We start from the raw sequence: 26,210 nt of genomic DNA, 5'->3' as shown, positions 1-26,210 counted from the left end.
CATTTTCTCCCTCAACAATTCGGTAATTAGGTAACTACTCTAGTCAGCCAAGCTTGCACATGTACGCATACCCATTTGTTATATTATTCTGTCTTATCCACAAGAAGATCAGGCATCCAGCGGAGGCATCATTTCAATCCATGATAATTAATCTCCACCACCGCCCGAGTCCCCGCCTCCGCCGGAATCCCCGCTGTCTGATCCGTGATGATGACCGCCCCCGCTATAGCTATCCGTATATACCGGCGCGTGACCTCCGCTTCCACCCGATTCAGGGAATATCGTGGCGAAGACATAATTGGTGCGATCAAACGGAAACTCTGCCGCAAACATCGGCCTGAATATGCCTCGCAGATGCAAAGCTAGCACCAATAGAGGTGTATGTTTTAATGTTGTTGATCCAGGTACACTATTATCTGATGCAGGTTTACGATCTGCAAGGCGTCTGAGCTCTGGATCATGGTGTTGCTGTAGTACGGACCAATCCGTTTTGCGCACACATCGTGATCCAATGCCCAGCACCAGAGCAGTCTGAATAATCTGTTCCAGCACTTCTGCCGACTCCCTCAGGCGCTCGACTGGAATGCCTTTTCTGTATCGTTTACGCCAGTGACGCATCGATGCCTCCCAATCTCTCGCAGACGGAGCCACTTCTCTTGCAGGCAAGAACAGACGAACAAAAATGGACAGAAAAATAATACCGTACAGCGATGAAGTAAACGTTGAATTGCCGTCGATCGCCACGGTGAGGCTGATCATTAATCCTACACAAGCCGCCTGATAGAGCAAACGCACATGAATTTTCCGAATAACCAAGAACCAGATCACCACTGTAACTGCCAGACCCATCACACCTGACACATACACACGTTCTGCAAAGCATACGATACCTGTCAGAAGCATCAGAATAGGAAACATAACATAGACAAGCAATCGCAAAAGCATCGGCGTTCGAATCAGCTGTCCCCAGTCTCTCGTCTCTACGACTTGTTCCTTCCACGACTGAACGCCTTTGCTCAGCGCCTTTTCTTTAAGCTGGTAGTATTTCATGGCCTCTCTCCGCTTACTTTCCCCGTTACTTGGTCCAGCCAAAGCATCTAGCCTCAGCCGTTGTTTACCGAAACCATAGGTAGAGAACAACCAATCTAGCAGACCCTGTTCATCCGGCGTACCGTTAACAGCAGAGGATTGTACACTGTACTCCAGTGTTGTTTTGGGTCTAAGTTGAGGATTGCTTTCCCCCGGATCATTCCGGTATCGCCCCTTGATTTTCACAATTGTCATGGACAATATGCCTTTACGAATTAACTGGAACATGGTCGCCTGAGTGTCCTTCAACTTCAGCCTGCCCTTGCTCCGCAAATAGGCGAGAAACAATGGATCTGCTTGCTCCACCTCTTCGTCTCTGAACGGCCTCTTGCTCAAGCGCCCCCTCACCCATAACAGCAATTGAACAACAATGATGCCCAGAAGCACCCACATGATCAGTTTCATAAGCTGCTTCAACCATGCCTCCTGCAAGATCGGGGCCAGCTGTCTCTGGACAAGAACCGAATGATAGAACTGAGATGAAGCATGTCCATCTGTTAGTACATATCTCATGTGATGACCCCTTTCATAGGTGAAAATAAAATTCCAGTGATCTACCCTACTCTATATAAACCTGTTCATATCCCAAAAGAATCCAACCAAGCGCCTCTTTTTCATCGATGCGCCTTTCAATTTTCATCCTCTCAGAGTCCTTCCATCCACATCCATGATTCATCATTCGTAAGTCTTTTCTTCCTTCTACATGTTCGGAATGTAGAAACCATTTTGCTTTTCACAATCGGTTAAAACGTACACTGATTCTCCTCGCTCGACTTTGGTCAGTTCCAATCCCTTGCAAGTATTCGTCGTAATCTCTTCTCTGGAGCCATACTTATCTCTTGTGGCATCATAGGTGGATTGAAACAGAGTACCGTCATAGATTAGCTCATGGATGATGGGATCGCCTTCAATCGTATACATGGTGACCCGGACGTGATCCGGTTGATTCTTTTTCACTTTTTGCATAAAAGACTCCCACTTATCTCGGTTTCGCATCTCCCCCAAAATAAAGACAACATCTCCACTTTCTTCTGCTTGCTCCGCTTTATGCGGCTCAACTATGGCAGGAAAAGGGCTTCTTTTCTCTACCGGATCGGCAGTCTGCTGTGGATCATTCGGACTACAGCCTGTTGCGAGTACAGCTACCAAACACAACATAATAAAATATTTTCCCATTGCAATCACCTCATATGTACAACGTGACCAAGACTGGATAGGTTACATTTTTGAAAATGGATGTCTGTATGTACAACTTAGCCCTGAAACTTTCCAAGTCAAACAAGTAAAAAAATCTCTCTATGTGGTGTAACCTTCATCCTAGTTCCTACGTTTATTTAACAGTACAGCCATTTTTACCATTATCCTTCCAAAAGAGGCGATCTTATGTGTTCCGATAATCAAGTTAGTCATGTAACAACAGAAAAAGCACCCTCTTCCTCACTGGTCAAACCGGCGTGCAAGCAACAAAGTACATCCCTTCGCCGCTTCAGTAAAATCATGTTTTCAGCTGGTGTTGTATCTAGTCTGCTCATAGCTACGCTCTCTTCGGTGTCTACTACGTATGCAGCCAATGACAAGCAAGCTTTTGCAGGGAGCGTTCCGGATCGAGCAGTCTCGGCTTTCTCTTCGGGCTTCTCCCCTAAATCCTCTCAAACTTCCAATACAGCTCAGGAGCTCCACTACACTCAAGTAGCAGGGGGGTACTATTACACGGTGGCGTTAAGAAGTGACGGTTCTGTCTGGACATGGGGACGAAACCTGTTAGGAGAGCTTGGAATCAGCGACACGGTGAGGTATCGCCATACATTCAGCCCTGTCCGTATTCCGCAGTTATCCACTGTCACAGCAATCTCTAACTCCGGTGGGGGATACAGTTTAGCTGTTCAAGCAGACGGAACCGTGTGGCAGTGGGGTGATGGCAGAACCCCCAGTCAAGTTCCTGGCATTACCGATGCTAAACATGTTACTGCAGGATCTTTCATGAGTGTAGCCCTCCTTCGGGATGGGACCATTCAATCCTGGCAGACCCCGCCTCAGAAGCTTCCTAACACGATGAATAAGGATGCTGGGAACAAGCCCACCCTGCACCGAATCAGCGGATTGAAAAATGTCGTGCAAACCACGCTTTCTGGTTACGATGGATATGCGTTGAAAAAAGACGGTTCTGTCTGGACATGGAAAGAAGCGGATAACGCGGACAGTCCCCCGTCCAAAGCAAAGCCAGTCAAAGGCCTGACCAATATCACGTTCATCACGAGTAAAGGCGGGCAACTGATGGCGCTCGATTCGAAAGGTAGAGTCTGGAGAATGGATGTGCACGGAAAACGGATTCCATATCACCACGAACTTAAAGTGAAAACGTTGGATGCAAGCTCCAATTATGTACTTCTGGTGACTACAAAAGGCGAGGTATACAGCTTCGGGAACACTGTAACGGGCAAACAAGGGAAAATAAAGCAGTTGTCGGATATCACCAATGTGTCTGCTGGTTACTACCATAGTCTTGCACTTTCCTCCGATGGAAACGTCTGGGGATGGGGTGGTGACAAATATCAGGAGGCAGGTGCGCCGGCCACATCTTCGGGAGGCATGGTGTACACCCCTGTTCAAGCTAAGCTAGGCACAGATATCTATGTGAACGGCAGACTGCTGCAATCCATATATCCTGCGGTAGAAACGAGCGAAACGCTCCAACTTCCGATCAAAACGATTGCGTTAGCACTTGGAGCAACATTTGAGGTGCACACCGCAGAAGGATTAATAAGTCACTATACCTTAAAATATAACGATCGGATCATTACGATTAAACCGAATGAACTCCAATACACAGTATCTAGCTTGAATAAGCTTGACCCGCAAGAAGAACAGGTCATATCACTACGTGAACCCATTGGCATCTATTCGGGGGCTACCACAGCACCGTATGACATGTTACAGGGGCTTGGGCTGAACGTAACCTGGGACAGCAACACCGCCAAAGTAACGATTGATGAAGTCAAATAGCGGAAGATAATACCCGCACATGGACAAATTAATTAACACTTGTAGAAGGCTTAGAGAGCTAAGCATACACACGAACTGAAAAAATCCTCCTGAAATCATTGGCTGTTAAGAACCAGCATCTAAGATCTCAGGAGGATTTATTTATTTATTGTTGCTAGAGGTGTTTTTTATTATTTATATGCTCGTATATTTCGTACGTATACTTGTGCATGTGTACTTGTGTATATGTGCTCTTCCTTATTACTTCTCGAACCGGAACCAGCCAAAGTCAAACTGACTTCCGGGCAGAAAAATAAAGGTTACTTTTTGCTCCCCGTATACCGGCTCTAATTCAAATGTCCGCTCCTCGTACCCTTCGGATTGAGTAAACTCCACCAGTTGGTTGCTCTGCCCGTCCGCACCCGAGAAGCGAATATGAATCGTGTTTTTGTCTATCGCTGAAGCGCCATAGATCACTAGTTTTGACGTGCCTTCACTTGTGAAATTCATCTGTTCAAACTCCAGCGAAACGTTATTTCCGATGCCTGCCACACGGCCGTCCTCAATCGTGAACGTATCACCGTACAGATGATCGCAAGATGCAGCTGCATTGGTTTCAAAAGCCCTGCTTTGGCGTTCAAACGAAAAACCTTTAATATGAATCTTCTGTTTCAGCACAAAGCAGATCGATGTAATGCCGCTGAGTCGTTTGGATAGACGGTACGTCTCCTCCTGGTATACATTCCATATCGATTCCTTGTCGTATACGACATCGGCAATCATCGTACTGCCCTCTTCACTTGGCATGCCTTCCCAGATCTGAATAAAGTAATGTTCACTCGACAGCGCAAAAATGGGAATCGTGATCGTATCCGAGCCGTATGGGCCGAAGTCGATATTGCGGAAGCCCACATGAGTTTCGCTGTCTCTGCTGGTAGCTACGCCACGTTCATTACCGTTGCCCACATCACCTTGGGTATAGTCATACAGACCACCTGAGATAAATCCATACGGATCTTTATAGGCTGTACCCAAACCTTCTGCTTTGAACTCCAGTTGGGAGATGAGTTTGGGTTTGTCTGTACCATTTTTGCTGGTTGCACGCAGGCGGAACGCCCCGTCGCCCATAGCTGATACTCTGACCACATGGCTTTTCTCGTCTACGTCTACACTCTGTGAACCTGGCTCGTCACCCATTCCAGAAGTGATCACTTCCACCTTGGCAATATTGGACACGATGCCGGCATCATTTACAACAGACCATTCCAAATCCCGATAGGAAGTACTCTCCGGGTACAGTTTGGCTGTAACCATCACTTCCGGGTTAGAGGCATCAAGAATCTGTCCTGATTCACTGATGATTTCAATTTTCCGCAAAGGAATCTCCTGAGCGTTGCCCGTCAGTACCGGAAGTTCTTCATTTTTCATGAAAACAGGTTGTTGTAGGTTCGAATCAGCATGCACATGTACACATCTTCCTCTTTCTCTTCTGTCCCGATTCTCACCCACTGTTGTGAATTCGAGCCCTTCATCCGCTACTGTAGATTCGAATGTTGTTGTTGCTCCATCTAATCCTTCCGAAGACACTTCGACCTGGATTGTTCCTGCCTCATTCGTCGATCCAATAATCGCCATCAGCTTACCGCTGAACAACCTTCTGCTAAGCCCTTTATACGGGTCATAGTCTGTGCTATCCCCGTTATCCAGACCGAGCAAACGTCCCGCACCGGACACCTTCACCTGCACACGGTTATTGGCATTGTGCACTGGATGGCCTGCTTCGTCTTCCACTGTAATCTCTACAAAAACGAGGTCTTTTCCGTTAGCCTGCAACTCCTGACGATCTTTCAACAGGCGCACTTTCTTCGCATGTGCAAAGGAGTGCTGTACATCGGTTGCAATCACCTTACCATGCTCATCATAAGCAATGGCTTTCAGCTCACCTTCTTCAAAGGGTATTTTCCACCAGCCGGACAATTGGGTTCCATGAGCATGGTCGATATCATATGAGCCGATTGTTTCACCATTGAGCTGTAATTCAATTTTGGGCGCATTACTGCACACACGTACATCAATGATCTGACCAGGGCTAAAATCCCAGTACGGGAATAGATGCACCATTGGATTTTTTTTATAATCCGTCCATGCGGCTTGATAGATGTAATAAGAGTCTTTCGGGAACGTGGCTGTGTCCAGCTGTCCAAAATACGAATTTTTCGTATGATACGGCGTCGGTTCGCCAATGTAATCGAATCCTGTCCAAAGGAATTGCCCCAACGAAAACGGATGATCTCGCTCAGCGATGATGCAATATTCCGGCGATTTCGCTCCCCAACTGGTCGTGCTGTTTCCGAGTGCCGAGCACTGCTCGTCATCATCGTCCAGAACGGGTTGTTCATACGGGAAGTGATAAATGCCCCGGCTTTGCACGACCGAAGAGGTCTCACTGCCATAGATAATCCAGTCCGGGTGTTCGGCATGATGCTGGTCATAATATTTTTCAGCGTAGTTGTAGCCTGCCAGCTTCACGATATCCGCACATTTCTGAGCATTCTCCCAAGGCATGTAGTTCGAACCAATCGTCACACGTGCGTTAACTTTCGGATCAAATTCCTGTACATACTCCATCAGCATACGTGTCACTTCCTGGCCGCGCTCATCCGCATGGGTATCATAGATTTCGTTCCCGATACTCCACATGATCAGACTGACGTGATTCCGATCACGTCTCACCCAACTTCGTACGTCGGCATACGCCCACTCGGTGAAAAACCTGGCATAGTCATACGGCGTCTTCGCCCGTTCCCACATATCAAAGGCTTCGGACACCACCAGCATGCCCATCTCATCGGCAAGTTCCATGAACTCTTTCGCCGGCATGTTATGCGCGGTTCGAATCGCGTTAACTCCCATCTTTTTCAGTAAAACAAACCTTCTTCTCAACGCTGTCACATTAAACGCAGATCCTAATGCCCCGAGATCATGGTGTTCGCAGACACCATTCAATTTCATTTTGACACCGTTGAGATAGAAGCCTTCGCTGGCATCCAGTCTGACCTGTTTGAACCCGATTCGCTGTGGGACAGACTCGATAACCTTCTCAGGTTGATCCTCCGAGATCAGACGCAACTCTGTTACGAGATCATATAAATGGGGAACATCCGGGCTCCATAGCATTGGATTGAGGACATTAAGTTGCTGGCCGTTTGTAAACTGTATTGGATATTCATGTGCTTCAGTGCGTCCATCTGTAGCGCTCTCCACAATCTCCGCCTGAGAGGATGCAATGACCTCACCGTTGTACAAAATCGTATGCATCAACTGGGCACGCTGATTTTGTTTCAGACACAGCTCTGTATCGACCTCCACCTGCCAACCCTCCGGTTGCTGCCGCATGGAGACATAGATGCCATCCGTTACGATGTGGTTGCGATTCCTCGTTTTCAGCCACACATTACGATAAATCCCAGCCCCGGAATACCATCTGCTGTTTGGGCTCTGATGCACAACTTTGACCAAAATTTCGTTAACCCCGTCCAACAATGCATTCGTAATTTCGTGCTCAAACGCAGAGTAACCATATTTCCACTCACCAACAAACTGCCCATTCACATAAACGGATGAATCCATATACACCCCGTCGAAACACAGAATCACCTGCTGCTCATCCTTCGTATATTCGAACGTCTTGCGATACCACCCCATACTGTTCTCATATAAATCCAGCGTATTGTAGATCAGCCAATCGTGAGGGAGCTCAACCGCCTCGAAGGAAAGCTTATTAAAATCAATAAGTTTGGTAAGTTCAGTAGCATTCGTAACAACAGTAGCAGCAGTAAGGTCAGTAGGATTGGGAAGATCGGTAAAGTTAGTAAGTTCAGTAGCATCAGTAGCATCAGTAGCATCAATAGCTTCATTAGAATCGCTAGCATTAATAGGGTCAATACGACTCGTTCGCTCAGTGAGATTCGTTTGCTCAGTAACATCCGCATCTTCAGTAAGAACAGTACCTGTATTAGGCTCCGTCAGCTTTGTAACGCTCAAGTCACTTTTGGCAAATTGCCATCCATCATTAAAAAGTCTCTTCACATTCATGTCATTTCTCACTCTCTTCTGGTTGAATAGTTATTACGTTAAAACAGCCCTATTTTACTTTTAATCGAAAACCTTTTCGAAAATTAAAAGTAAGATACTTCTCGCTAGTTAACAATACAATAATTATATCATTTGTCTCATATTTGTAACGTAATTTAATCTAAAGATCCAAACAAAAAAGTGAACGTTTTCATGTCTAACATTCATCTTTTATCGCATGCTGCCTAAATCTGATCTCACGATCTACGACGAAACCAACATCAAAAAAAAGGCAAAAAAAGAAGGCAACCCGCGCACGGGCCACCTCTTAATGGCTGATACCAGTTAAAATTCTGTCTTTAAGCTCAACGTATTTACCTCTCTAATTAAGCCTCACTAACTTCAGCCCCTCCCCTATCCACCTGTCACTTTTTCTAACGATCACCAGAGACGCTATTTGGGCAAAATCACACCGTTTTATTTTCTAACGATCACAGGGAAGCTTAATTTGGAAGAACGAAGCAAAAATAGGTGATATTCCTGTGTTTTTTGCGAAATAAGCTTCCTGGTGAACGTTAGAATTCCAGAGAACCCTATATCACTCAAATAAGCTCATCTGAGATCGTTAGCGTTTTTAAGGTATCGGAAGAATACTCCCCACCCAATCCTATGCCTTGTAAAAAGGGTTCCACCCTTGGCCTTTGCCCGATGGCATCGCGCCTGGCACACCGTCCGCCTCCAGCAGCGGACGGACAACTAACTTCACAGGCCACGCCTCGCTCTCGAAGATCACGCGCTCCAGCGTGGCCCGATCCGTCTCGGGAAGCTGCACCTGGTGCAGCGCTTCCCGCCAGGCCTGCTCCGTGATTTCCCAGAACTTCGTTTCCGGGATGTCGTATACTTCGCTCATCGCCTCCATGATCGCAGCTAGATTCACCTGCGTTCCAAGGGATTGCACATAAAAAATCAGCTTCTGGATCGTCTCATTATAGAGACTGTTCGAATACCCCGGACGAATATGATATCCCGGATCGGCAATCCCATGCTTGTCCAAATATGGTTGATGCAAACGCACAGAGTCATGATCCCGGAATAATAGTCCCTTCACCTCATTATGCTCTAACACCAGACAGCAGTTCTGACCATGAATCTCCGGTACAACACCCACTTGGAACAAACGCATCACGATATCATAGAATGTAGCCGCAATCTGATTGTAGAACTCCAAGACATCCCCTGCACTCAGATTCCTGCCCATTATCTCGGTGAGCAGATGATGCCCATCCAGATTTACGCCAAGTGCAGCCATCGGAACAATTTTGTAAGCATCGTCCAGTAACTCTGCGGGATAGACACGAATCTGTGCCGCCAGATGCCGCGGGTGATCGTCGAACAATCCCATGGACTCCGGCATGAAGCCCCACCAGTTCTGCTCCTCGCACATGTACACTTTCTCTTTCAATGTCTCGTCACAAGCCACTGCCTGCCTTAACATCTTTTCTCCCACAAGTCCGTTCAGCAACTTAACAACCGGGAGATATCGCGCGGCACCGAGTGACAGCACACTAACCGGCAACTTGAGCATGAGTGCAGACTCAGCAGTTTGAGCCATCGACCGTAGAGATGACGTAGCGAATACATCTCCAATCTGCACATCCAACACCACAATGCTTCCTTCTACGATTTCTTTCGTAAAACGCGGCAAAATGACGTGTTCCAGCTGCCAAGGATGCACGGGCATAGGCAAGTACTCATCCATCGGTAAGCCTCTGCGGGAGCATTCCTCCTGAACTTCCTCCCGCTGGGCATCATACAGCATATCGAGAATGGACAAGCCGTCCTCACATCCTTGCTGCACAGCATCCCGTTTGATTGCCACCCAGCGCAATCGAATCGCCTTACCGAACTCGGCTGCGTATGCCTTAACATCTTCGGCGCTGAATCCAACCTTCGCTTTGGAAGTCGGATGGAACGGGCGATCCCGGAGCGCAGCAATGCGCTCACTTTTCACAAACCATTCATACGCAGACTTCGGATGGTAAGCAGACAACGTCTCTACCTGATCCCAGCCAAGTTCATACTGCTCTACAGCCAGGTCCAAACTTGCCAGAAAGTCTGCCACACCTGGTTGCCCGTATGCATCTTTGGATAATGCCCGTTGCAACACCGCACGCCCAACGGCCGCCGGAGTATCAAGCATCGTCCAGCTACCGTCTGAATTTTGCTGATAGATCGGTGATCCCTGAACCCACTGAATGCCTTGCCTTACACCATTTGCAACCAGACAAAGTACGCCTTCGGTATGCAAACCCAGACTGTAAGGCAGCGTAACTGCGGATGTATCCCGAGCAGAGTCAACCTTATTGAAGTTGTTATTATTTGAGTTATTGTTGTTGAAGTTATTGCCACTGTAATTGCTCGCAATGAAGTTATTCTCATTGGAGTGATTCTCCATAGAGTTATGCTCACTGGAGTTGAACTCACTTAAGTTATAGTCAATATAGTTCTGCATATCAGATACTTGATGAGTTGTACGTTTTTTCTCATGGTTCTTTTCCCAATCCGCTTCAATCCCCTGATATAACTGTCGAAGCTGTGCAGGTGCAGTAGCAAAATCAACAAAGCGATGACCTTGTAGCGGAAGTAACTGCTCAGCGAGCAGACTATTCATCAGATCGGACATCACCTGCTGTTCAGCAGTTTGCCGACTGGAACGTTGCATTAACGTTGACATGTTCATCACCCTCCATCAAATAGTGGAATGCCGGGTGCGGATGCCCCAGGAAATCATGATGCGAGATTGTCCAGGCGTACGCACCGGATTTCTCAAACACAATCACATCGCCGACTCTTAAACGGTCAATCTCTGCATCGGAGTGCATACGATCCTTCGGCGTACATAATTCACCTACAATATGGGCTCGCTCTCCTCGCACCTCGGGTCTTGTAAACTCGTGCTTCCATCGATCCGTATATACAATGTGAAAAGGATGATTATGTCCCCATGACGCAGGCAGCCGATGATGATGTGTCCCTCCCCTTAAAATGACAAACATCTGTCCGTGCGAACGTTTAATATCCGTCACCTCGGTTGCATAATAACCGTGATCCGCCACTAACAAGCGACCTGATTCAAAAAACAATTCTCCCCCTCGGATAGCCAGACGATTTCTAGATTCACTCTGCTGCAAAAGCGTGGTAAACAAAGACCAGTCAAACCCCGGGCTCCCGTCATACGTCACACCAAAGCCTCCGCCTACATTGACCACGTCCACCTGCAAGTTATATTGCTGTTGCCAGTGCTCCACCTTTTGCAAATATAGCTCAATCATCTCGGCATGCAGCCTTGCGTCCATATTGTTGGACAGGGAATGGAAATGGAATCCGCATAACCGAACCGCACCCGTACCTTCCACACGAATCAGCTCAATCGCTTCCTCCACTGCCTCTTCATCGATACCAAACGGACTGGGGCCACCGCCCATCACAATTTTGGTTTGTGGCAAAGTGTTACTTCGCAAGTTGATACGGAGCAGCACACGCACCTCGGGCTTTGCTTCTCTTGACTGCTCTTGCCCCTGTTTCGCTTGCGATTTCGCTTGTGCTTGCTCCTGTTCCTCTCCACCTTGCCTGATTTCTTTTCCTTGCACTTTTCCTTGCTCTCTCTCTTTGGCAATCGCAATAATGCGGCGCAGCTCCAGCAGGCTCTCTACATGGATATAACTCACGTTATGCTCGATCGCCAGCTTCAACTCACTTTCCTTCTTGCCCGGGCCGCCAAACAGAATCGGAACTTCACGGCTCACCGCCCGAACCTTGAGCAGCTCGCCAATGGACGCCACCTCAAAACCCTTCACCACTGGAAGTAACGCTTCAATAATACGTGGATCGGGATTGGCTTTGATAGCATAAAATAACTTCGTATTCCATGGCATCGTTTGCAACATGCTGCGTACCTGCTCCTGCATACCTGCCAGATCGTAAATGTACGCGCAGATCGGCTCATGCATTTCGCGTTGAATCGCATATAACGCTTGCTGTACACTGGTTTTCATTACTGTCCACCTGCGCTTCCGTAGTCATTCCGCTTTTGGGCGTAGGCCCGAAATGCCGTGTTCCGATCATCTCCAAGCACATAGATGTGCACATCACGCTCACGCCATACCGCCATATCTTCGATGCCTCTTGTGACTGTTGCATAAGGTACGCCGAATTGTTGCGCGTTCTCGTGCAATACGCCTATTGCTTCTCTTACATCCGGGTGATCGGTCTGCCAAGGCACACCAAGCGATTGTGATAAGTCCGCTGCACCTTCCAGCACAAAGCTCACCTGCGGATGAGATAAAATCTCCGCGCTTTGACGCACCCCTTTCACACTTTCAATCATCGGCACGATCATCACCTGCGAGTTGGCTTCCGTAATGTATTCCGTTAGCGGGAATTTACCGAACACACCTGGACGTCCACTGTTAAGACTGCGCATACCCAATGGATGGTAATATGCATGATGTGCGGCTTCCTTCACTTGCGAGAGCGTCTCCACATGGGGAATCACGATCCCCTGTGCCCCGCAGTCCAGTACCTTTAGAATCTCTGTGCGCTCGACCTTAGCAATGCGTACAAGCGGTGTAATACCAACCAATTCGGCTGCACGAATCAACTCTTCGACCGACTCCATCGACGTTGACGTATGCTCCAGATCAATGATGACAAAATCATAATTGGCATGACCAATCATCTCGATGATGATCGGATGTGGAATCGATACAAATAGACCAAATACCTGCTGCTTGCGAGCAATCTTTTCCTGAAGTATATTCTTCCTCATCGGTTTGCTGCCTTCTGTTCGTCTTCATCCTTCTGTGTGAGTTCTTCCTTCTGTTCAAGCATATCCTTTGCTAGCCGGAGTGGATTGTTTGTTTTGCGAAAATACAACTCTCCATCCCCATACAAACGCCGCTTCGTCATCTCTTCAATCAAGGCATCCTCTGCCAAAAGGTCAAACATGCCAAACCGCTCGGCATACTCGGGATGTTGCCGCTGATAATCCAGAATTACACCAGTACACAGCTGCCAAAAGGCTTCTTCGGACAAACCATACGGCTCCAGCGACAGCGCAATATCCGTCATGCAGATAAAAAAGAACGCATCGTACGTATAGTCGCGTACCTCCGACACATCTCCGGCATAGATGAACGAATATCGATTGAATTTGCGATGAGTTTCCGGTTCAGGATGCAGTTTCGGTGCACGTTCCGGGTGTAATAGCTGATCCGGGACATAACGAACGCCATCATGTAAATCTTTCAGGATGATGCGTTTCGGCAACTCATTTTCCAGCACCAAAATGATATTCTGTGCATGGCATTCAAACGCAATTCCGTGCGCATACAAAAGATGAATGACAGGCAATGTGAGTTTACGCACCAAGGCCTCTGCCCATGGTTGAACCCCATGTCGCTCGATCGCCTCCTGGATAAAAGGAACGCCGTTTCGTTGCACCAGCATAAGAGCATTCAGTGGCCAAGCCGTCTCGCCCGCATTTAGGTGAACAGATACATTTTCCCGCCAGATCGCACCCAGGGTGCCGTAAGCACGGCCGTACTGCGTAACAGGTAATTGTTCGTAACGGAACGACAGACCCATGATTTCTTTTAAAATGGCAAACTGCTCCCGCTGTAACACCTCATCCTCGCGCACCAGTCGATTCAGCCAGTCACTAATCAGGGGTGCGTTTTGCGTCGTATGCTCTGCGAGAATACGTGTGCTAGATGTATTCGTTATACTCAAAGCCAGCTTGATATAAGGTGCTTCTGGATTTTCACGATTCGAGAGGGAACGAATGGATTGCTGCGCACGATAGGCCGAGGCCGAAGCCCCCAGATAAATGATGTCTCCATCCATGAGTTGTTTGGCAAATATAGATTCCACCGCGTGCTCCCATTGCCACGGATGAATCGGTATGAATACGAAGGCATCCCTATGTAACGAAGCCGTTTTGTCTAAAATCACCTGACGGAATTGCTGCAAATCCTCCTTGGTCAGATGCTGTTCCAGCAGTGCTGCCAGATCATATCCATCGGATGTAGCCGTTTGAGCCAATTCTTTTCTCACCGCAACCCAAATGAGCGGAACAGCGGCATTGAACTCAGGGCCGTAGGCGAGATTGTCTTTCAGCGAGAATCCTAACCTGGACTTGTAGCTCGGATGATACAGATGACCGTCAGTCATATGACTTTCCAGCGCATCGTAGTGACGATCCTCTGCCGGAATGCGAAGAGGCAGCAAAGCCCGGCACTGACTGTCTTTCGCCATCGTTTCTTGCAACTCCTGAACAAATGCCGTGAGTTTCGCACCCTGCAAACGATTCAGCACCATCTCTTCCAAAAACACATCCAGATCCGTGCAGACAACGCCTTCGCGCTTGATCGACCCGACCTTCACCTTCACCCGTCCAAACGAAAACTTCTGCTCTGCGTCACACGTATACACCACGGATTCCCCTGATGCAGTAACACCGCAGGTCGACCACTCACTCCCGTTCACCTGACGATCCAAGATATCTTCGAACCACATCGCTTCCAGTGCCTGGCGTATGATCCGCTCCTGAACTTCCACGTATACGGGGACTGCGCCGTCATTTGGCTTTCTACGTCCTTTTTCAACTATGTTTGATTGGTGTGATTCATTTGGTTCATTTGGTTCATTTGATTCGTTTTGTTCGCTTTGTTCACTCGTGCTGTTAATCTTATTTCCACTTGTTCCGCCTGTTGCAGTTGCGTCTGTTTTTAACATTTCTGCTGTTTTACTTCCCTTCTTCTCTTCTGCCTCATTGCCGATTTCCACGAATCTCACGTGCTTCACTCCCTAAACGTTTCATGACGTTACCTACCGGCACATAAGCCGGAGTTTGACTAATGCCCGTGAGACAACTCACCAGATTTTGTTTGGCTAGAAAAGCGTCTGCAGTTAGCAAATGCTCTACATAAACGTTACCTGTTCGTGCCCATTCTTCCTCAAGCACCTTACGTACCTGTATCCAAAAGTATTCCTCGGACACATTCATATCCCGAGCCAATACATGAATTAACGATCCAAGATGGTTCACGATAAAATAATACGAGGTTCGCGCCCACGCCTTCTCACGCGAATAACGTAACAGCTCAGACGGTTTCGAATTCGGAATCTCCCCCTGCTCATACCGCTGCCATCCACCCACCAACTGCTCATCTACACTGACCCCTTCCAGATCACGTACGATAAAGGCAACCGGCATGCCCTGCTCCAGCGTCACCAACGTATTCTGCAAATGGGCCTCAAAATGAATGCCCTTCTCTCCAGCCGCACGCACAAGCGGCAACAGCGAACAGTTCAGATATCGTGACAGCCACTGCTCGACCTTGTCGCGATCAACGACATCGGCATGATCCCGTTTACCACACAGCATGGTCACTAAGCGGGATGGAGCTCCTGGCAACGGCGACTCCACCAGGCTGGACAATACATATGTATTGGCAGCGTCAAACTCAATCGGACGATAAGCAACGGTGAATAATCGGGTAAGTTCTTCGTCCTGAAACTTACATGTCGCTACACCTGTCTCATATGCGATATGGGTATATGGTTCCGCTTCGAAACACCCCTGCTGCCACACATAACTGGACGCATCCAATGTCCGCCGCATCTGCTCGGCACTGTTGGTGCGAATCATGTTGGTAATCTGCATATGCAGCGACAGCTTGATGTTGCAGTTCCAGTCCGGAATGTATACTGTACGTACCGAAGAGGTCGGATAGGCAAACGGTCCTGCGCTACCTAGTAGCAGCAGCTTCTCTTCACGGATATATGACTGTACCTCGTCCAGACGTGAAACGTATGCATACTGCCATGGATGAACGGGCAACAGTCTATACATGCCCAGCTTTTCTTTGGAAACAGACCATTCATGGCTTCCCAGAAGCTGATGCAGATCCATTTTGTCCGCATGCTGCACCCATTCCTCTGTATACACATCCTGTCTTACGGCGATGTAACAGAGCTGAAATGAAGTTCGAAGTTCCGGACTGTATCGCTGCACGTCCTGGGCAGTGAAACCTCTGGAGTTTTTCGGAAAAGGATGAAATGGATGACCGTACAGCAGGGATTGCTCAGAGGTAATGTAGTCATATATCCCGAGATCGGACGCCTGTTCAATATACAAGGTCAGGTTAGCCACACTGTTCTCCACTTTTTGAGTAAATTCACGAACGCGTTCGGCTCCCCTGCCTGGATCTAAGGCAATTTCAGACGCAATCCAGCGCACCAGATCCCGGTAATGCACGGCTTGTCCATTACAGTTCATGCTGAGATATTCATGCTCCCCCATTGCCGAGTAGTAGGATAGCAGCCCCATCACGCTTACACGGCTGGTTGGAAAAGCAATCGTATACGTCAGCGTATCCGGGTTAAGCTGCATATGTTCTGCTTTTTCCGGCCCAAGCTCACGGATATAACAGTTCAGCAGCAACTTGCAGGAATGCTCATCGGCCTGTTGCTCCGCCTTGGGCCGGAGTTTGTTTTCCATTTTGAACAATGAAGCCAACCTTCTTTCGAGTTATAAGTAAGACTAGAGGTAACGTCAGCAGAATGGCGCAACCAAGACCGACGCATAGTTCTTTAACGGCTCCCCATTTCGCCAGCTCAATCGCTCTGCCATGTTCGGCGAGCCATTGCCAGCGCATATCGTAATACAGTGTCATGCCCATGACCGCAAACGATGAAGCCAGTCGTTCAATCGTTGTGGACAACACCGATCCTTCATGCATGTCTTCCTCAGGTAACGCCTGCAGCCCGATCGCAGAAATGCTCATACCGGACAGGCCTACGCCAATGCCCCGGCACGCCATCAGCAACCCGATGATCCCTATGGACGCCCCCATGGGCAGAAAGGCAAACGTCAAAATAGATACCGATACCAGCAATGTGCCCCAAGCGATAAACTGAAGTGACCGTCCACGATCCAGCAAGTTTCCTCCGATCCACATGAACAGGCTCGTGGAGATGGAGAGCGGAATGAACAAAGCACCGGAAAGCGCCGGAGACCACTGAAATACCTCCTGAAAAAGCAGAGGCAGCGCAAAAATCACGCCAAACATGACACAATCCTGAATCGTGGAGATCAGAACGGTAAGAGGAAATACCCCTTTTCTCCGCAGCAACGAATAACGGATCAGCGGTTCATCACGTTTATTCTCGACCTGGATAAAACGAATAAGCAGTACTATGCCAAGGACAATCAATGTCCAGGAAATCCACGGAGCTACTGCTGGGCTGGCGTACACCTGTACGCCCAGACTGAGTGCACCCACTGCGCTAACAAGCCGCATCACACTGGATGGATGCCACTTTTTCCTGCGAGCCGGGGTGTAGGCTTGAATCACTCGTCCACAGCCGATCAGTGAAAAAACAGCCAAGGGTACATTCAGCCAGAACAGCATCTCCAGCCGTCCATACTGAATGATAAATCCGCCAAGGGTCGGTCCAGCCGCAGGAGCAAGCATCAGCAGCAGTCCCCATGCACCCGTAATGCGTCCCCGAACCTCCGGGCCGTAGACATCAAACAGCAACACAAGGGATAAAGGAATCATCAGGCCAGCCGCCACACCATGCATGAATCTTACAAGCAGCAATACTTCAATATAGGAATGGAGCAATGCTCCGAGCACCGAAAATATCCCATAGATGCAAATACCGAGCATGTACGTCCGTTTACGCCCCAGCCGATCCACGATCAGGGAAGCCAGCGGCATCGTTAATGTCATGGCGAGCATATACAGGGCAATGATCCAGCCGCCCGCCGTGGCGGAAATGTCATAGTATTCGATAAAATACGGAAGCAGCAGGTTAAAGGCACTGTTGGTAAGCACAAGCGTGAAGGCTCCCAGTAGAATGGCGAGTAAAACCGCGTGCCGCCGAAGCAGCGATACACTCAGCATAAAGCTGCCGTTAATGCAATGGCTTCCGATACGGACTGTTCAAAGATCGCCAGTACCTCGCCTGCTTCCTTCTCCGTAATATTCAGGGGCGGCAAGAAACGCACAACCGCAGAATGACGTCCGCCGACTTCTACAATGAGTCCATTACGGAAACATTGTTGCTGAATGACTGACGCTAGTTCACCATGCTGTAGATAATGTCCAAGACGATCCTTGCCGCCTTGCGGGTTAACCACTTCAACACCGATCATTAGCCCTCGGCCACGAACATCACCAATCTCGGCAAAACGGCTTTTCATCGCTTGTAGCCTTGCCATGAACTGCTCGCTACGCAGATGCACGTTCTGCATCACATTCTGCTCCCGGATATAACGCAGCGTGGCTAGACCTGCTGCCATGGCCAGCTGATTGCCACGAAATGTGCCCGTATGCGCACCGGGTTTCCACTGATCCAGCTCCTCCTTATAGATCACAACGGACATGGGAAGACTGCCACCTACCGCTTTGGAGCAAATAATGACATCAGGTACAATGCCGGCGTGTTCAAACGAAAACATACGACCCGTACGTGCAATGCCGGTCTGCACTTCGTCAATAATGAGCGGAATATTTCGTTCCGCAGTGATTCGGCGCAACTCTTTCAGCCACTCGATATCCGCAGGAATTGCACCACCCTCGCCCTGTACGGTTTCTACGATCACTCCGCACGGTGCAGCTATTCCGCTCTCGCAATCATCCAGTAAGTTCTCGATGTACTGTGCACTTAATCGGGCGGTCATGCCTTCACCAACCCCAAACGGACAACGATATTCATAGGGAAATGGCAGGAAATGCACATCCGGCAGGAGACTTTGCAGGTTTTCTTTTTTACTCAAATTGCCGCTCATCGACATCGTCGCTTGAGTTGAACCATGATATCCACCTTGGAAAGCCAGAATGGACTTCCCGCCTGTGGCATGTTTCACTAGCTTAATTGCAGCTTCAACCGCGTCCGCCCCCGTTGGACCGCAGAACTGGATTTTGGATGTATCCCGCATCTCTTCGGGCAGTAAAGAGAATATCTCTTGCATGAACGAAAGCTTCAGTGGTGTGGCCAAATCCAGTGTATGTAATGGAATCTGCTGATCCAGAACATCGCGAATAGCACCAACGACTGTTTCATGGTTATGTCCAAGCGCGAGTGTGCCCGCACCTGCCAAGCAATCGTAATACTCACGGCCTTCCGTATCCGTAATCTTGATACCTTGAGCTTTGCTGATAACGAGCGGAAAGTGCCTTGGGTACGCTCGTGCGTTGGACTCCTTTTCGTTTTGCAGTTTCAGGTATTCCGTCTGTACCTCTACTGACATAACTCTCTAACGCCCCTTATCATCGATTCAGGTCAAAAAATGCCTGTACATTGGTTATTGAATTTGTGACAACCCATTACATACTGAAACAAGTTCAACACATCATCCTGTGAAACAAGCGCTTTATTACGCGTTAGCCGTTAACTCTGAAATAGATACTCCAGATATTGACGGACAACATCCCTTGTCGTGCCGCCATGTGGATACACATGGTGAGTCAGATCCGGCAATGCGTTGACCTCCAGAATGCCTCCCTGTGCCGTCGTAATAGGTACTCGGATGTCCTTGCAGCGAACATCTATACCTGCAACGTCAATCTGGAGCGCTTGGGCTGCCTGTATCATCATGCGGGCATTATCAGGGTGAATGTCATCCGTACAATCCCTGTAAAATTCACTGATCTTCCCGGCCGCCGAATTCCGGAGATCATACAGCTCAATCTCCTGATCCACAGGAGACACGTCATTCAAAGCAAGACCTTGCTTACGCAACGTATCCAGCAAATGAGTATTTTCGGGATCAATCGCGGGGAAAGCTTCGTACGCACCAATCTCTGTATCCTGTATGCGGTTCCGGTTCAGCATTTCAATCCGTTCACGGACAGATGAACTACCGTTGCCCGTCACATACACAGGACGGTATTGGTTAACCGCCGCTACCTGATCGTTGATAATTAGCACCCGGTAGTCGGTTCCAATGACATATTGTTGTAGCAGAATGCTACTGCCATACTGGGTTGCGAGATGTATTGCCGCTTCCAGCTCAGCAACAGTTCGTACATCCAGCGTAACCCCTTGACTGCTGCTGGAATCCAGCGGTTTGACTACGATGGAACTGTATTGATGGAGGAAAACTTCGGCCTCTTCTCCCATGGCTGCTACAACGATATACGGGGGAACTGGCATCCCCTGTTCATGCAGGATCAGATTACATGCCTGTTTATTCTTGGCAAGCAGTCCTGCGATCAGCGGTAGCCGATGAGTTCTTGTTTTGTTAATGATGATCTGTTTGTGCTCCAAGGACAGTTGTAGAAAATCCTCACAACCATCCACCAGCAGCTCGCACCCGATCCCCATCTCCCTTGCTTTGTTCAGAATCAGCCGATTCTGTAGATTCTCAAAACCTTCTGGAAATACGGAACTTTTGGAACGAAGTAAATTCATATCCGACCTTCCTATCGGTTGATTTTATTGATAATGATTATCAGTATCACACAAAATCTATTTTATGGTAATTATTTGCCTGTTGTCAATATGAAACTTTTTAGGAAAAAAATATATTTATTTTCGATGGGATTTGGTTATGTAATCGTGGAATAGTGGCATACATAGGCATAACAAACGAGGCAAGCCATGGAGTTTCCAAATCCTCTGCTTGCCTGTTTCGTTATCCCCATGACGATAAGATGATGGTACTGAGGAATATTTGAAGGATGGATAATCGTAAAAATATGACGTATACGCCTATTTTCATTGACGCTCTAGGCGTAGCATTTTCCAAAAAAGCATAGCAAACGTAGCGATTCAGCATTCTGGGTATCTTTGACAAACAGGTGCCCCGAAGCTCCCGTTCATCTAGCCAGCTGTGTATAACGCTGCTGAGTTTCATTCAGCTTCCTGCCTCTTCCGTGCGGGATACAGGTTGGTGTACCGAATAACGGATCTACAGCAATATCACACTCCATCTGAAAAACGTTTCGCACGAGGTCACGATTGATAATATCTTCCGGTTTACCCTCTGCATAGATGGACTTGTTGTGCACCGCAACAATATGATGTGCGTATCGGCAGGCCAGATTCAGGTCGTGAAGCACCATTACGATGGTACGCCCTTCTCGTTCATTTAATTCAAACAGCAGATCCAGAATATCAATCTGATGTGTCATATCCAGATATGTCGTAGGCTCGTCCAGCAGCAATGTTTCTGTACCTTGTGCCAAGGTCATCGCAATCCATGCGCGTTGACGCTGACCACCGGATAACGCATCAACAGGCCGATCCGCAAGTGCCGTCAGATGTGTGGATGCAAGAGCCAGTTCGACCATGCGCTCATCCTCACGCGACCACTGTTTAAGCCATGTCTGGTGAGGATAGCGTCCTTGGCGAACAAGCTGATTCACGGTCAAACCTTCCGGTGCCGTTGGTCCTTGGGGCAGAATAGACATACGTCTTGAGATTTCTTTGGTGGGCAGCTTTGCAATCTCTTCTCCATCCAGCAACACGGTGCCTGAGCTGGACTTCAACAGTCTTGCCATCGTGCGCAATAGCGTCGATTTGCCGCAGCCATTACTGCCGATCAGGACTGTAATCTCTCCCTTAGGAATGGTCAGGTTCAGGTTTTCTATAATCGGATCTGCTCCATAGGAGATGGTAAGATCCTTGGCTTCCAGAATACTCACGGCTCTCTCCCCCTCAATAATGGTTTCGATTCTTAAATAATAGATACAGGAAAAACGGTGCTCCAATTCCTGCGGTAAATACGCCTGCAGGGATATCCAGCGGCAGAAACGCCGTTCGGGCAATGAGATCAGCTGTGCATACCAGTAAAGCACCTACAAAGCCGGATACCAGCAGCAAGCTGCCAAACATCCGCCCTACCAGTTTTCGTGCGATATGCGGGGCAATCAAACCCACAAAGCCAATCGTACCAGCGACAGACACAGCAATCCCGGCGAGGAGCACACTGCATAATAACAACACAGATCGATGCCACTGCACCGTAACGCCAAGCCCTGTCGCAAGGTCATCTCCGAACTCCTGTGCATTCAGACTGCGGCCAAACCACATGGCAAGAGGCAGGACGATGACAATCACGGGTAATATCGTCTGAATATCTGTCCATGTGGCACCATAGATGCTGCCAGTTAGCCAGATATAAGCCTGACTTGCTGTATAAAACGGGCTTAGTATCAGCATAAACGTCGTGCCAGCGCCCGTAATAGCCGATACGCCTATACCGATCAGCACCAGCCGGATCGGACTGACTCCTTTTTTCCAGGCCAAGATATAAATGATGAATGCTGTTACCATAGCACCCATAACCGCAAAGAGTGGCAGCAATTTAATGCTTACGGCTCCACCCAGTAATGTTACAAATCCTACAGCTGCCACTGCAGCACCACCAGTTATGCCGATGACATCAGGTGAGGCAAGTGGGTTACGGATAATGCCCTGCAACAGTGCACCCGACATCCCCAGTGCGGCCCCGACAAGCAGAGATAACAACACACGTGGAAGCCTGAGTGTCAGCACGACGAAATCATGCTCTCCTGCATTCAGTCCAAAGATGGTTTGAATGACGTCCAGCGGGGAAATTAAGTCACTTCCCATACTGGTTCCGACCACCCCGGCTGTCAAAAACAGAATGAGGCATACGACGATGACAACCATCGGCTTACGTTCCACTTGCATGGAGACCGTGTCCTTTTTATTCCGATACGTCAGCATCTTCTTCATATCTTCGTCACCCCCTTGCGGGCAATATATACGAAGAAAGGACCACCGATTAATGCCGTCATGACACCCAGCGGAACTTCCTGCGGCATAATGACCAGCCTTGCTACGACGTCAGCTGACATTAACAATATCGCTCCACCAAAGAAGCAATACGGGACAAGCCAGCGATAGTCATTGCCCACAAAAGCACGCATAATATGCGGTACGACGAGGCCCACAAGACCTATGGAACCGGCAACTGCTACAGAACCACCCGCGAGTACTACCGTGACGATTCCCATCATCACTTTGACCAGGAGTACGTTCTGTCCCATTCCTTTGGCAATGTCATCCCCTGTTAATAACAAATTGATGGCTCTGCCCATAAATAAAGACACCAGTGCGGCTGCCGCCATATAAGGTAGAACAGGATAGAGCATCTCCAGCGTTCGTCCACTTACCGAACCAGCAAGCCAGAACAGGACATCCTGCAGCCCTGTGCCATCCAGCACAAGAATCGCTTGGGTAAAGGAGGCAAACAAGGCTGAAATAGCAGTACCCGCTAAAACAATTTTGATTGGAGTCAGGCCATCACGCCCCAGTGAACCCAAACCATATACAATAGCTGCCGATATGGCTGCCCCGGCAAACCCAAACCACATCATCGTGGTTAAGGAAGACACGGACAATATAACAACAGCAATAACAATAAAGAAAATCGCACCCGCGTTGATCCCGAACACACTCGGGGAAGCCAGTGGATTACGTGTCAGCGCCTGCATCAGTCCGCCTGCAACAGCCAGACTTGCCCCTACAACAGCCGCAATAACCGTGCGTGGCAATCGCTCTGTCAGTAACACCACATGCTCCACTGATGTATCATCATAGGACTGAACCGCATCCCATAACATGTGAAACGTAATAGGGGTGCGTCCCAGAATCATGCTGGCGGTTGCTGCGAGCAACGTAAGAATGAACAATCCGACCAACCCGTATATTTTGGCACTCGCCTTGGTAAAAAGGGGAAACATACTCTCACTCTTTCATCTGTGAAGTGAAACAGGACCTGCCTGCCCCTACACTTCGCTAACGAAAGTTCTGGTGCATGGCAGATCCTAATCCGGTTATTATTTATTCAGGTTGAAGAGCTTGTATAAATCGTCCAGCATCATGTTGGCTGATGTATATCCGCCTGCCATGTTCCAAGCCACCTCATCGACCTGGTACAGCTGGTTGTTTTTCACAGCATCAAGGTTTTTCCAGAGCGGACTGCTTGTCCAATCCTGATAATTTTTCTCAATTGCTGCCGTATCCGTACCTGAATTGAAATTAAAAATCATATCTGCATTCATATCCGGAATAGCCTCTTTGGATGTCAGTTCAACACCCCATTTATCTTCATCATGGCCAGCCGGTCTTGTAAAACCAAGTTCTTTCAGGATCTTACCTGCATATCCCATGTAGAAAATACGAACCTGATCGGCTCTGAAGTTGGTAATGGTTGCTTCAATCGGCAGACGGTCACCCATTTTCTCTTTGAAATCCGCGACACGCGTCTCCCAATCGGCAAGCAGCTTATTCGACTCCTCTGTTTTGTTCATGGCTTCCCCGGCAATCTTCAATGTTTCTTTCCAGTCAAACAGCGTTTCGGTTACTACTGTTGGCGCAATCTGTGACAACTGATCATAGATTTCCTCATGTCTGATTTTGGTTGCAATGATAAGATCAGGCTTCAACTTGTTGATTTCTTCCAGATTGGGCTGGGATTCCTGACCTACTTGCGGTACACCATCCAGATCTTTACGCAGATATTCATAAACCGGCTGCTGCACCCATGATTCCACAACACCTGCCGGTTTCACGCCAAGTGCAACGACGACATCATTCGCACCCTGGAACAGTGTCACGATTCGTTGCGGAGTTCCCGTGATTTTTGTTTCCCCCATCGCATGTTTGATTACCCGAGTCTCGTCTGTTGCTTTGACAGCTTTATCTCCCTCCGTGCTGCCTTCAGCACTTTTACCACTTGTTGCTGAGCTTGCTGTATTGGTTGTACCCGCATTTCCCCCTGAAGCACAGCCAGCCAGCAGAGAAATCATAAGAATAAGTGCTGCATAAATATATAACTTTTTGCTGAATCGAAACATGGAACTCGTCTCCCCTTCTCACTCTAAATGATATTGAATCTCATTATCAATTGTATTGTAATGGAGTTGGGTGATTTAGACAAGCACTTATTTGGAAAAATATTTACGTTTAATATCCAGCTTCATTTATTCTAGAAACGCTGCTATATATGCACATTTGAGGTGAATGCATATAATATAAATCAATATTATCAAACGGTTATGTAACCACTTATGTCAAATGTCGCCTACTTCTTCTGGGCAAAATATAACCTTGAGCTATCCTTTTATTTCATGATGTGACGTTATACAAATTATTAATATTTATACATCCATATCTTATATTTATGAATAATTTTACAATACATTCTACTTTTCGGACTTAGAGTCGGCTTCTTTAATCCATAATTTATTCCTAAATTATTCCTGTGAATGAAACTCTTCTTATGTTAGATTATCCCTTGGAATAAAATCACATATATAAAGACAGGGGACGGGTATTATGAAAAAACATTGGATTCTTTCGATCCTGATGAGCATGGTGTTGATCGGCGGTGTAATTCTTCCAACAGGGCATTATACTGCGGCAGCAGACAATTCCACTGTGATTTCGGATGAGGTAAACACGGAAGAGACAATTAACCAGGAAGAACAAGAGCTTACAGCGGATGATCAAGATTTTCTGGATTATTTGGATGCTTTGGAGGCAGCAGCTGTTTATGAAACAAAAGCTATGAGCGCCATAGGCGGAAACACATACATCACCTCCTCCAATCGCAAATCTTTCTTTTTGACGTTAAACAACACAGCTATCCCAAATTACACAAAGTATGTTTCCATGCTGAAACAGATCAAACCGGAGAATACCCAGTTGAAAAAAATCCATGACAAATTGATTAAAGGCAGCTACGCACAGCTGGAAGGTTATCAATTGTTCAAAAAGGCTGTTTCCAAAACAACAGTAAACCGCACGTTCCTCAAGCAGGGTAATGACAAGATTGCTGCGGGTAAAAAGAGCATCGAGCAGTACCTTAAAGAAGTGAAGACATACGGAGAGCAACTGGGATTCCAGATGTAATGTACTCGGCTCCATAATAAATTGATAATTAAGGAAAAAAAGTATTTTCTTTTGCAGAAATAATTCGTATAATAACCGTATAATCAAAAGGCTATGCTGCCGAA

At 47.8% G+C, this 26,210-nt stretch carries 17 protein-coding genes; 2 read left to right on the top strand and 15 right to left on the bottom strand.

Going from position 1 to position 26,210, the window contains the following annotated elements; all coding sequences use genetic code 11:
• Window positions 1-147: 147 nt before the first annotated feature.
• Window positions 148-1,602 carry a DUF2207 family protein gene (locus tag ABIE27_RS15375; RefSeq protein ID WP_429350879.1) on the bottom strand — a complete coding sequence of 485 codons (1,455 nt, stop codon included), beginning with the start codon at window positions 1,600-1,602 and terminating at the stop codon, window positions 148-150.
• A gap of 186 nt (window positions 1,603-1,788) precedes the next feature.
• A complete protein-coding gene (locus ABIE27_RS15370; protein WP_429350878.1) occupies window positions 1,789-2,265 on the bottom strand; it encodes a DUF4362 domain-containing protein in 477 nt (158 codons plus the stop codon).
• A 207-nt stretch (window positions 2,266-2,472) separates the two neighbouring features.
• Here ABIE27_RS15370 and ABIE27_RS15365 point away from each other — a divergent pair, with 207 nt between their 5' ends.
• A complete protein-coding gene (locus ABIE27_RS15365; protein ID WP_429350877.1) occupies window positions 2,473-4,092 on the top strand; it encodes a stalk domain-containing protein in 1,620 nt (539 codons plus the stop codon).
• A gap of 240 nt (window positions 4,093-4,332) precedes the next feature.
• Here ABIE27_RS15365 and ABIE27_RS15360 read toward each other — a convergent pair whose 3' ends face one another.
• The 13 genes from ABIE27_RS15360 to ABIE27_RS15300 all read right to left on the bottom strand — a co-directional run bounded on the left by ABIE27_RS15360 (window position 4,333) and on the right by ABIE27_RS15300 (window position 25,049).
• Window positions 4,333-8,166, bottom strand: coding sequence for a glycoside hydrolase family 2 TIM barrel-domain containing protein (locus ABIE27_RS15360; protein WP_429350876.1), 3,834 nt, complete (start codon window positions 8,164-8,166; stop codon window positions 4,333-4,335).
• A gap of 646 nt (window positions 8,167-8,812) precedes the next feature.
• On the bottom strand, window positions 8,813-10,879 hold the full coding sequence (locus tag ABIE27_RS15355) for an IucA/IucC family protein (protein WP_429350875.1): 2,067 nt from the start codon (window positions 10,877-10,879) through the stop codon (window positions 8,813-8,815).
• A complete protein-coding gene (locus ABIE27_RS15350; RefSeq protein WP_429350874.1) occupies window positions 10,839-12,200 on the bottom strand; it encodes an alanine racemase in 1,362 nt (453 codons plus the stop codon). Before ABIE27_RS15350 ends, ABIE27_RS15355 begins: the two co-directional genes overlap by 41 nt.
• Window positions 12,200-12,973 (bottom strand): HpcH/HpaI aldolase family protein, encoded by a 774-nt coding sequence (locus ABIE27_RS15345; protein ID WP_429350873.1) that lies wholly within the window; start codon window positions 12,971-12,973, stop codon window positions 12,200-12,202. Before ABIE27_RS15345 ends, ABIE27_RS15350 begins: the two co-directional genes overlap by 1 nt.
• A complete protein-coding gene (locus ABIE27_RS15340) occupies window positions 12,970-15,000 on the bottom strand; it encodes an IucA/IucC family protein (RefSeq protein ID WP_429350872.1) in 2,031 nt (676 codons plus the stop codon). Before ABIE27_RS15340 ends, ABIE27_RS15345 begins: the two co-directional genes overlap by 4 nt.
• Entirely contained in the window at window positions 14,975-16,708 is a 1,734-nt protein-coding gene (locus ABIE27_RS15335; protein ID WP_429350871.1) for an IucA/IucC family protein, read from the bottom strand. The genes ABIE27_RS15340 and ABIE27_RS15335 overlap by 26 nt, the downstream gene beginning before the upstream one ends.
• Window positions 16,665-18,119, bottom strand: coding sequence for an MFS transporter (locus ABIE27_RS15330; RefSeq protein WP_123062967.1), 1,455 nt, complete (start codon window positions 18,117-18,119; stop codon window positions 16,665-16,667). Before ABIE27_RS15330 ends, ABIE27_RS15335 begins: the two co-directional genes overlap by 44 nt.
• Window positions 18,113-19,468: a diaminobutyrate--2-oxoglutarate transaminase gene (locus tag ABIE27_RS15325; RefSeq protein WP_123062966.1), complete on the bottom strand. Its 1,356-nt coding sequence runs from the start codon at window positions 19,466-19,468 to the stop codon at window positions 18,113-18,115. Before ABIE27_RS15325 ends, ABIE27_RS15330 begins: the two co-directional genes overlap by 7 nt.
• Window positions 19,469-19,608: 140 nt before the next feature.
• Window positions 19,609-20,631, bottom strand: coding sequence for a hypothetical protein (locus ABIE27_RS15320; protein WP_123062965.1), 1,023 nt, complete (start codon window positions 20,629-20,631; stop codon window positions 19,609-19,611).
• A gap of 407 nt (window positions 20,632-21,038) precedes the next feature.
• Window positions 21,039-21,866, bottom strand: a complete 828-nt coding sequence (locus tag ABIE27_RS15315; RefSeq protein WP_123062964.1) for an ABC transporter ATP-binding protein — start codon at window positions 21,864-21,866, stop codon at window positions 21,039-21,041.
• Between the two features lie 13 nt (window positions 21,867-21,879).
• Window positions 21,880-22,923: a FecCD family ABC transporter permease gene (locus tag ABIE27_RS15310; RefSeq protein WP_429350870.1), complete on the bottom strand. Its 1,044-nt coding sequence runs from the start codon at window positions 22,921-22,923 to the stop codon at window positions 21,880-21,882.
• Window positions 22,920-23,933, bottom strand: a complete 1,014-nt coding sequence (locus ABIE27_RS15305) for a FecCD family ABC transporter permease (protein WP_429350869.1) — start codon at window positions 23,931-23,933, stop codon at window positions 22,920-22,922. The genes ABIE27_RS15310 and ABIE27_RS15305 overlap by 4 nt, the downstream gene beginning before the upstream one ends.
• A 96-nt stretch (window positions 23,934-24,029) precedes the next feature.
• Window positions 24,030-25,049 carry an ABC transporter substrate-binding protein gene (locus ABIE27_RS15300; RefSeq protein WP_123062961.1) on the bottom strand — a complete coding sequence of 340 codons (1,020 nt, stop codon included), beginning with the start codon at window positions 25,047-25,049 and terminating at the stop codon, window positions 24,030-24,032.
• Window positions 25,050-25,530: 481 nt separating this feature from the next.
• Here ABIE27_RS15300 and ABIE27_RS15295 point away from each other — a divergent pair, with 481 nt between their 5' ends.
• Window positions 25,531-26,106: a hypothetical protein gene (locus ABIE27_RS15295; protein ID WP_123062960.1), complete on the top strand. Its 576-nt coding sequence runs from the start codon at window positions 25,531-25,533 to the stop codon at window positions 26,104-26,106.
• Window positions 26,107-26,210 lie beyond the last annotated feature (104 nt).

The organism is Paenibacillus sp. 4624 (assembly GCF_050435065.1).
Taxonomy (GTDB): domain Bacteria; phylum Bacillota; class Bacilli; order Paenibacillales; family Paenibacillaceae; genus Paenibacillus; species Paenibacillus amylolyticus_D.
This window is presented reverse-complemented; position numbering and strand designations above follow the sequence as displayed.

Coding starts and splice junctions, on each gene's coding strand:
- ABIE27_RS15375 (WP_429350879.1), bottom strand. CDS start 1,602: ATGAGATATGTACTAACAGATGGACATGCTTCATCTCAGTTCTATCAT.
- ABIE27_RS15370 (WP_429350878.1), bottom strand. CDS start 2,265: ATGGGAAAATATTTTATTATGTTGTGTTTGGTAGCTGTACTCGCAACA.
- ABIE27_RS15365 (WP_429350877.1), top strand. CDS start 2,473: ATGTGTTCCGATAATCAAGTTAGTCATGTAACAACAGAAAAAGCACCC.
- ABIE27_RS15360 (WP_429350876.1), bottom strand. CDS start 8,166: ATGAATGTGAAGAGACTTTTTAATGATGGATGGCAATTTGCCAAAAGT.
- ABIE27_RS15355 (WP_429350875.1), bottom strand. CDS start 10,879: ATGTCAACGTTAATGCAACGTTCCAGTCGGCAAACTGCTGAACAGCAG.
- ABIE27_RS15350 (WP_429350874.1), bottom strand. CDS start 12,200: ATGAAAACCAGTGTACAGCAAGCGTTATATGCGATTCAACGCGAAATG.
- ABIE27_RS15345 (WP_429350873.1), bottom strand. CDS start 12,973: ATGAGGAAGAATATACTTCAGGAAAAGATTGCTCGCAAGCAGCAGGTA.
- ABIE27_RS15335 (WP_429350871.1), bottom strand. CDS start 16,708: ATGGAAAACAAACTCCGGCCCAAGGCGGAGCAACAGGCCGATGAGCAT.
- ABIE27_RS15330 (WP_123062967.1), bottom strand. CDS start 18,119: ATGCTGAGTGTATCGCTGCTTCGGCGGCACGCGGTTTTACTCGCCATT.
- ABIE27_RS15325 (WP_123062966.1), bottom strand. CDS start 19,468: ATGTCAGTAGAGGTACAGACGGAATACCTGAAACTGCAAAACGAAAAG.
- ABIE27_RS15320 (WP_123062965.1), bottom strand. CDS start 20,631: ATGAATTTACTTCGTTCCAAAAGTTCCGTATTTCCAGAAGGTTTTGAG.
- ABIE27_RS15310 (WP_429350870.1), bottom strand. CDS start 22,923: ATGAAGAAGATGCTGACGTATCGGAATAAAAAGGACACGGTCTCCATG.
- ABIE27_RS15305 (WP_429350869.1), bottom strand. CDS start 23,933: ATGTTTCCCCTTTTTACCAAGGCGAGTGCCAAAATATACGGGTTGGTC.
- ABIE27_RS15300 (WP_123062961.1), bottom strand. CDS start 25,049: ATGTTTCGATTCAGCAAAAAGTTATATATTTATGCAGCACTTATTCTT.
- ABIE27_RS15295 (WP_123062960.1), top strand. CDS start 25,531: ATGAAAAAACATTGGATTCTTTCGATCCTGATGAGCATGGTGTTGATC.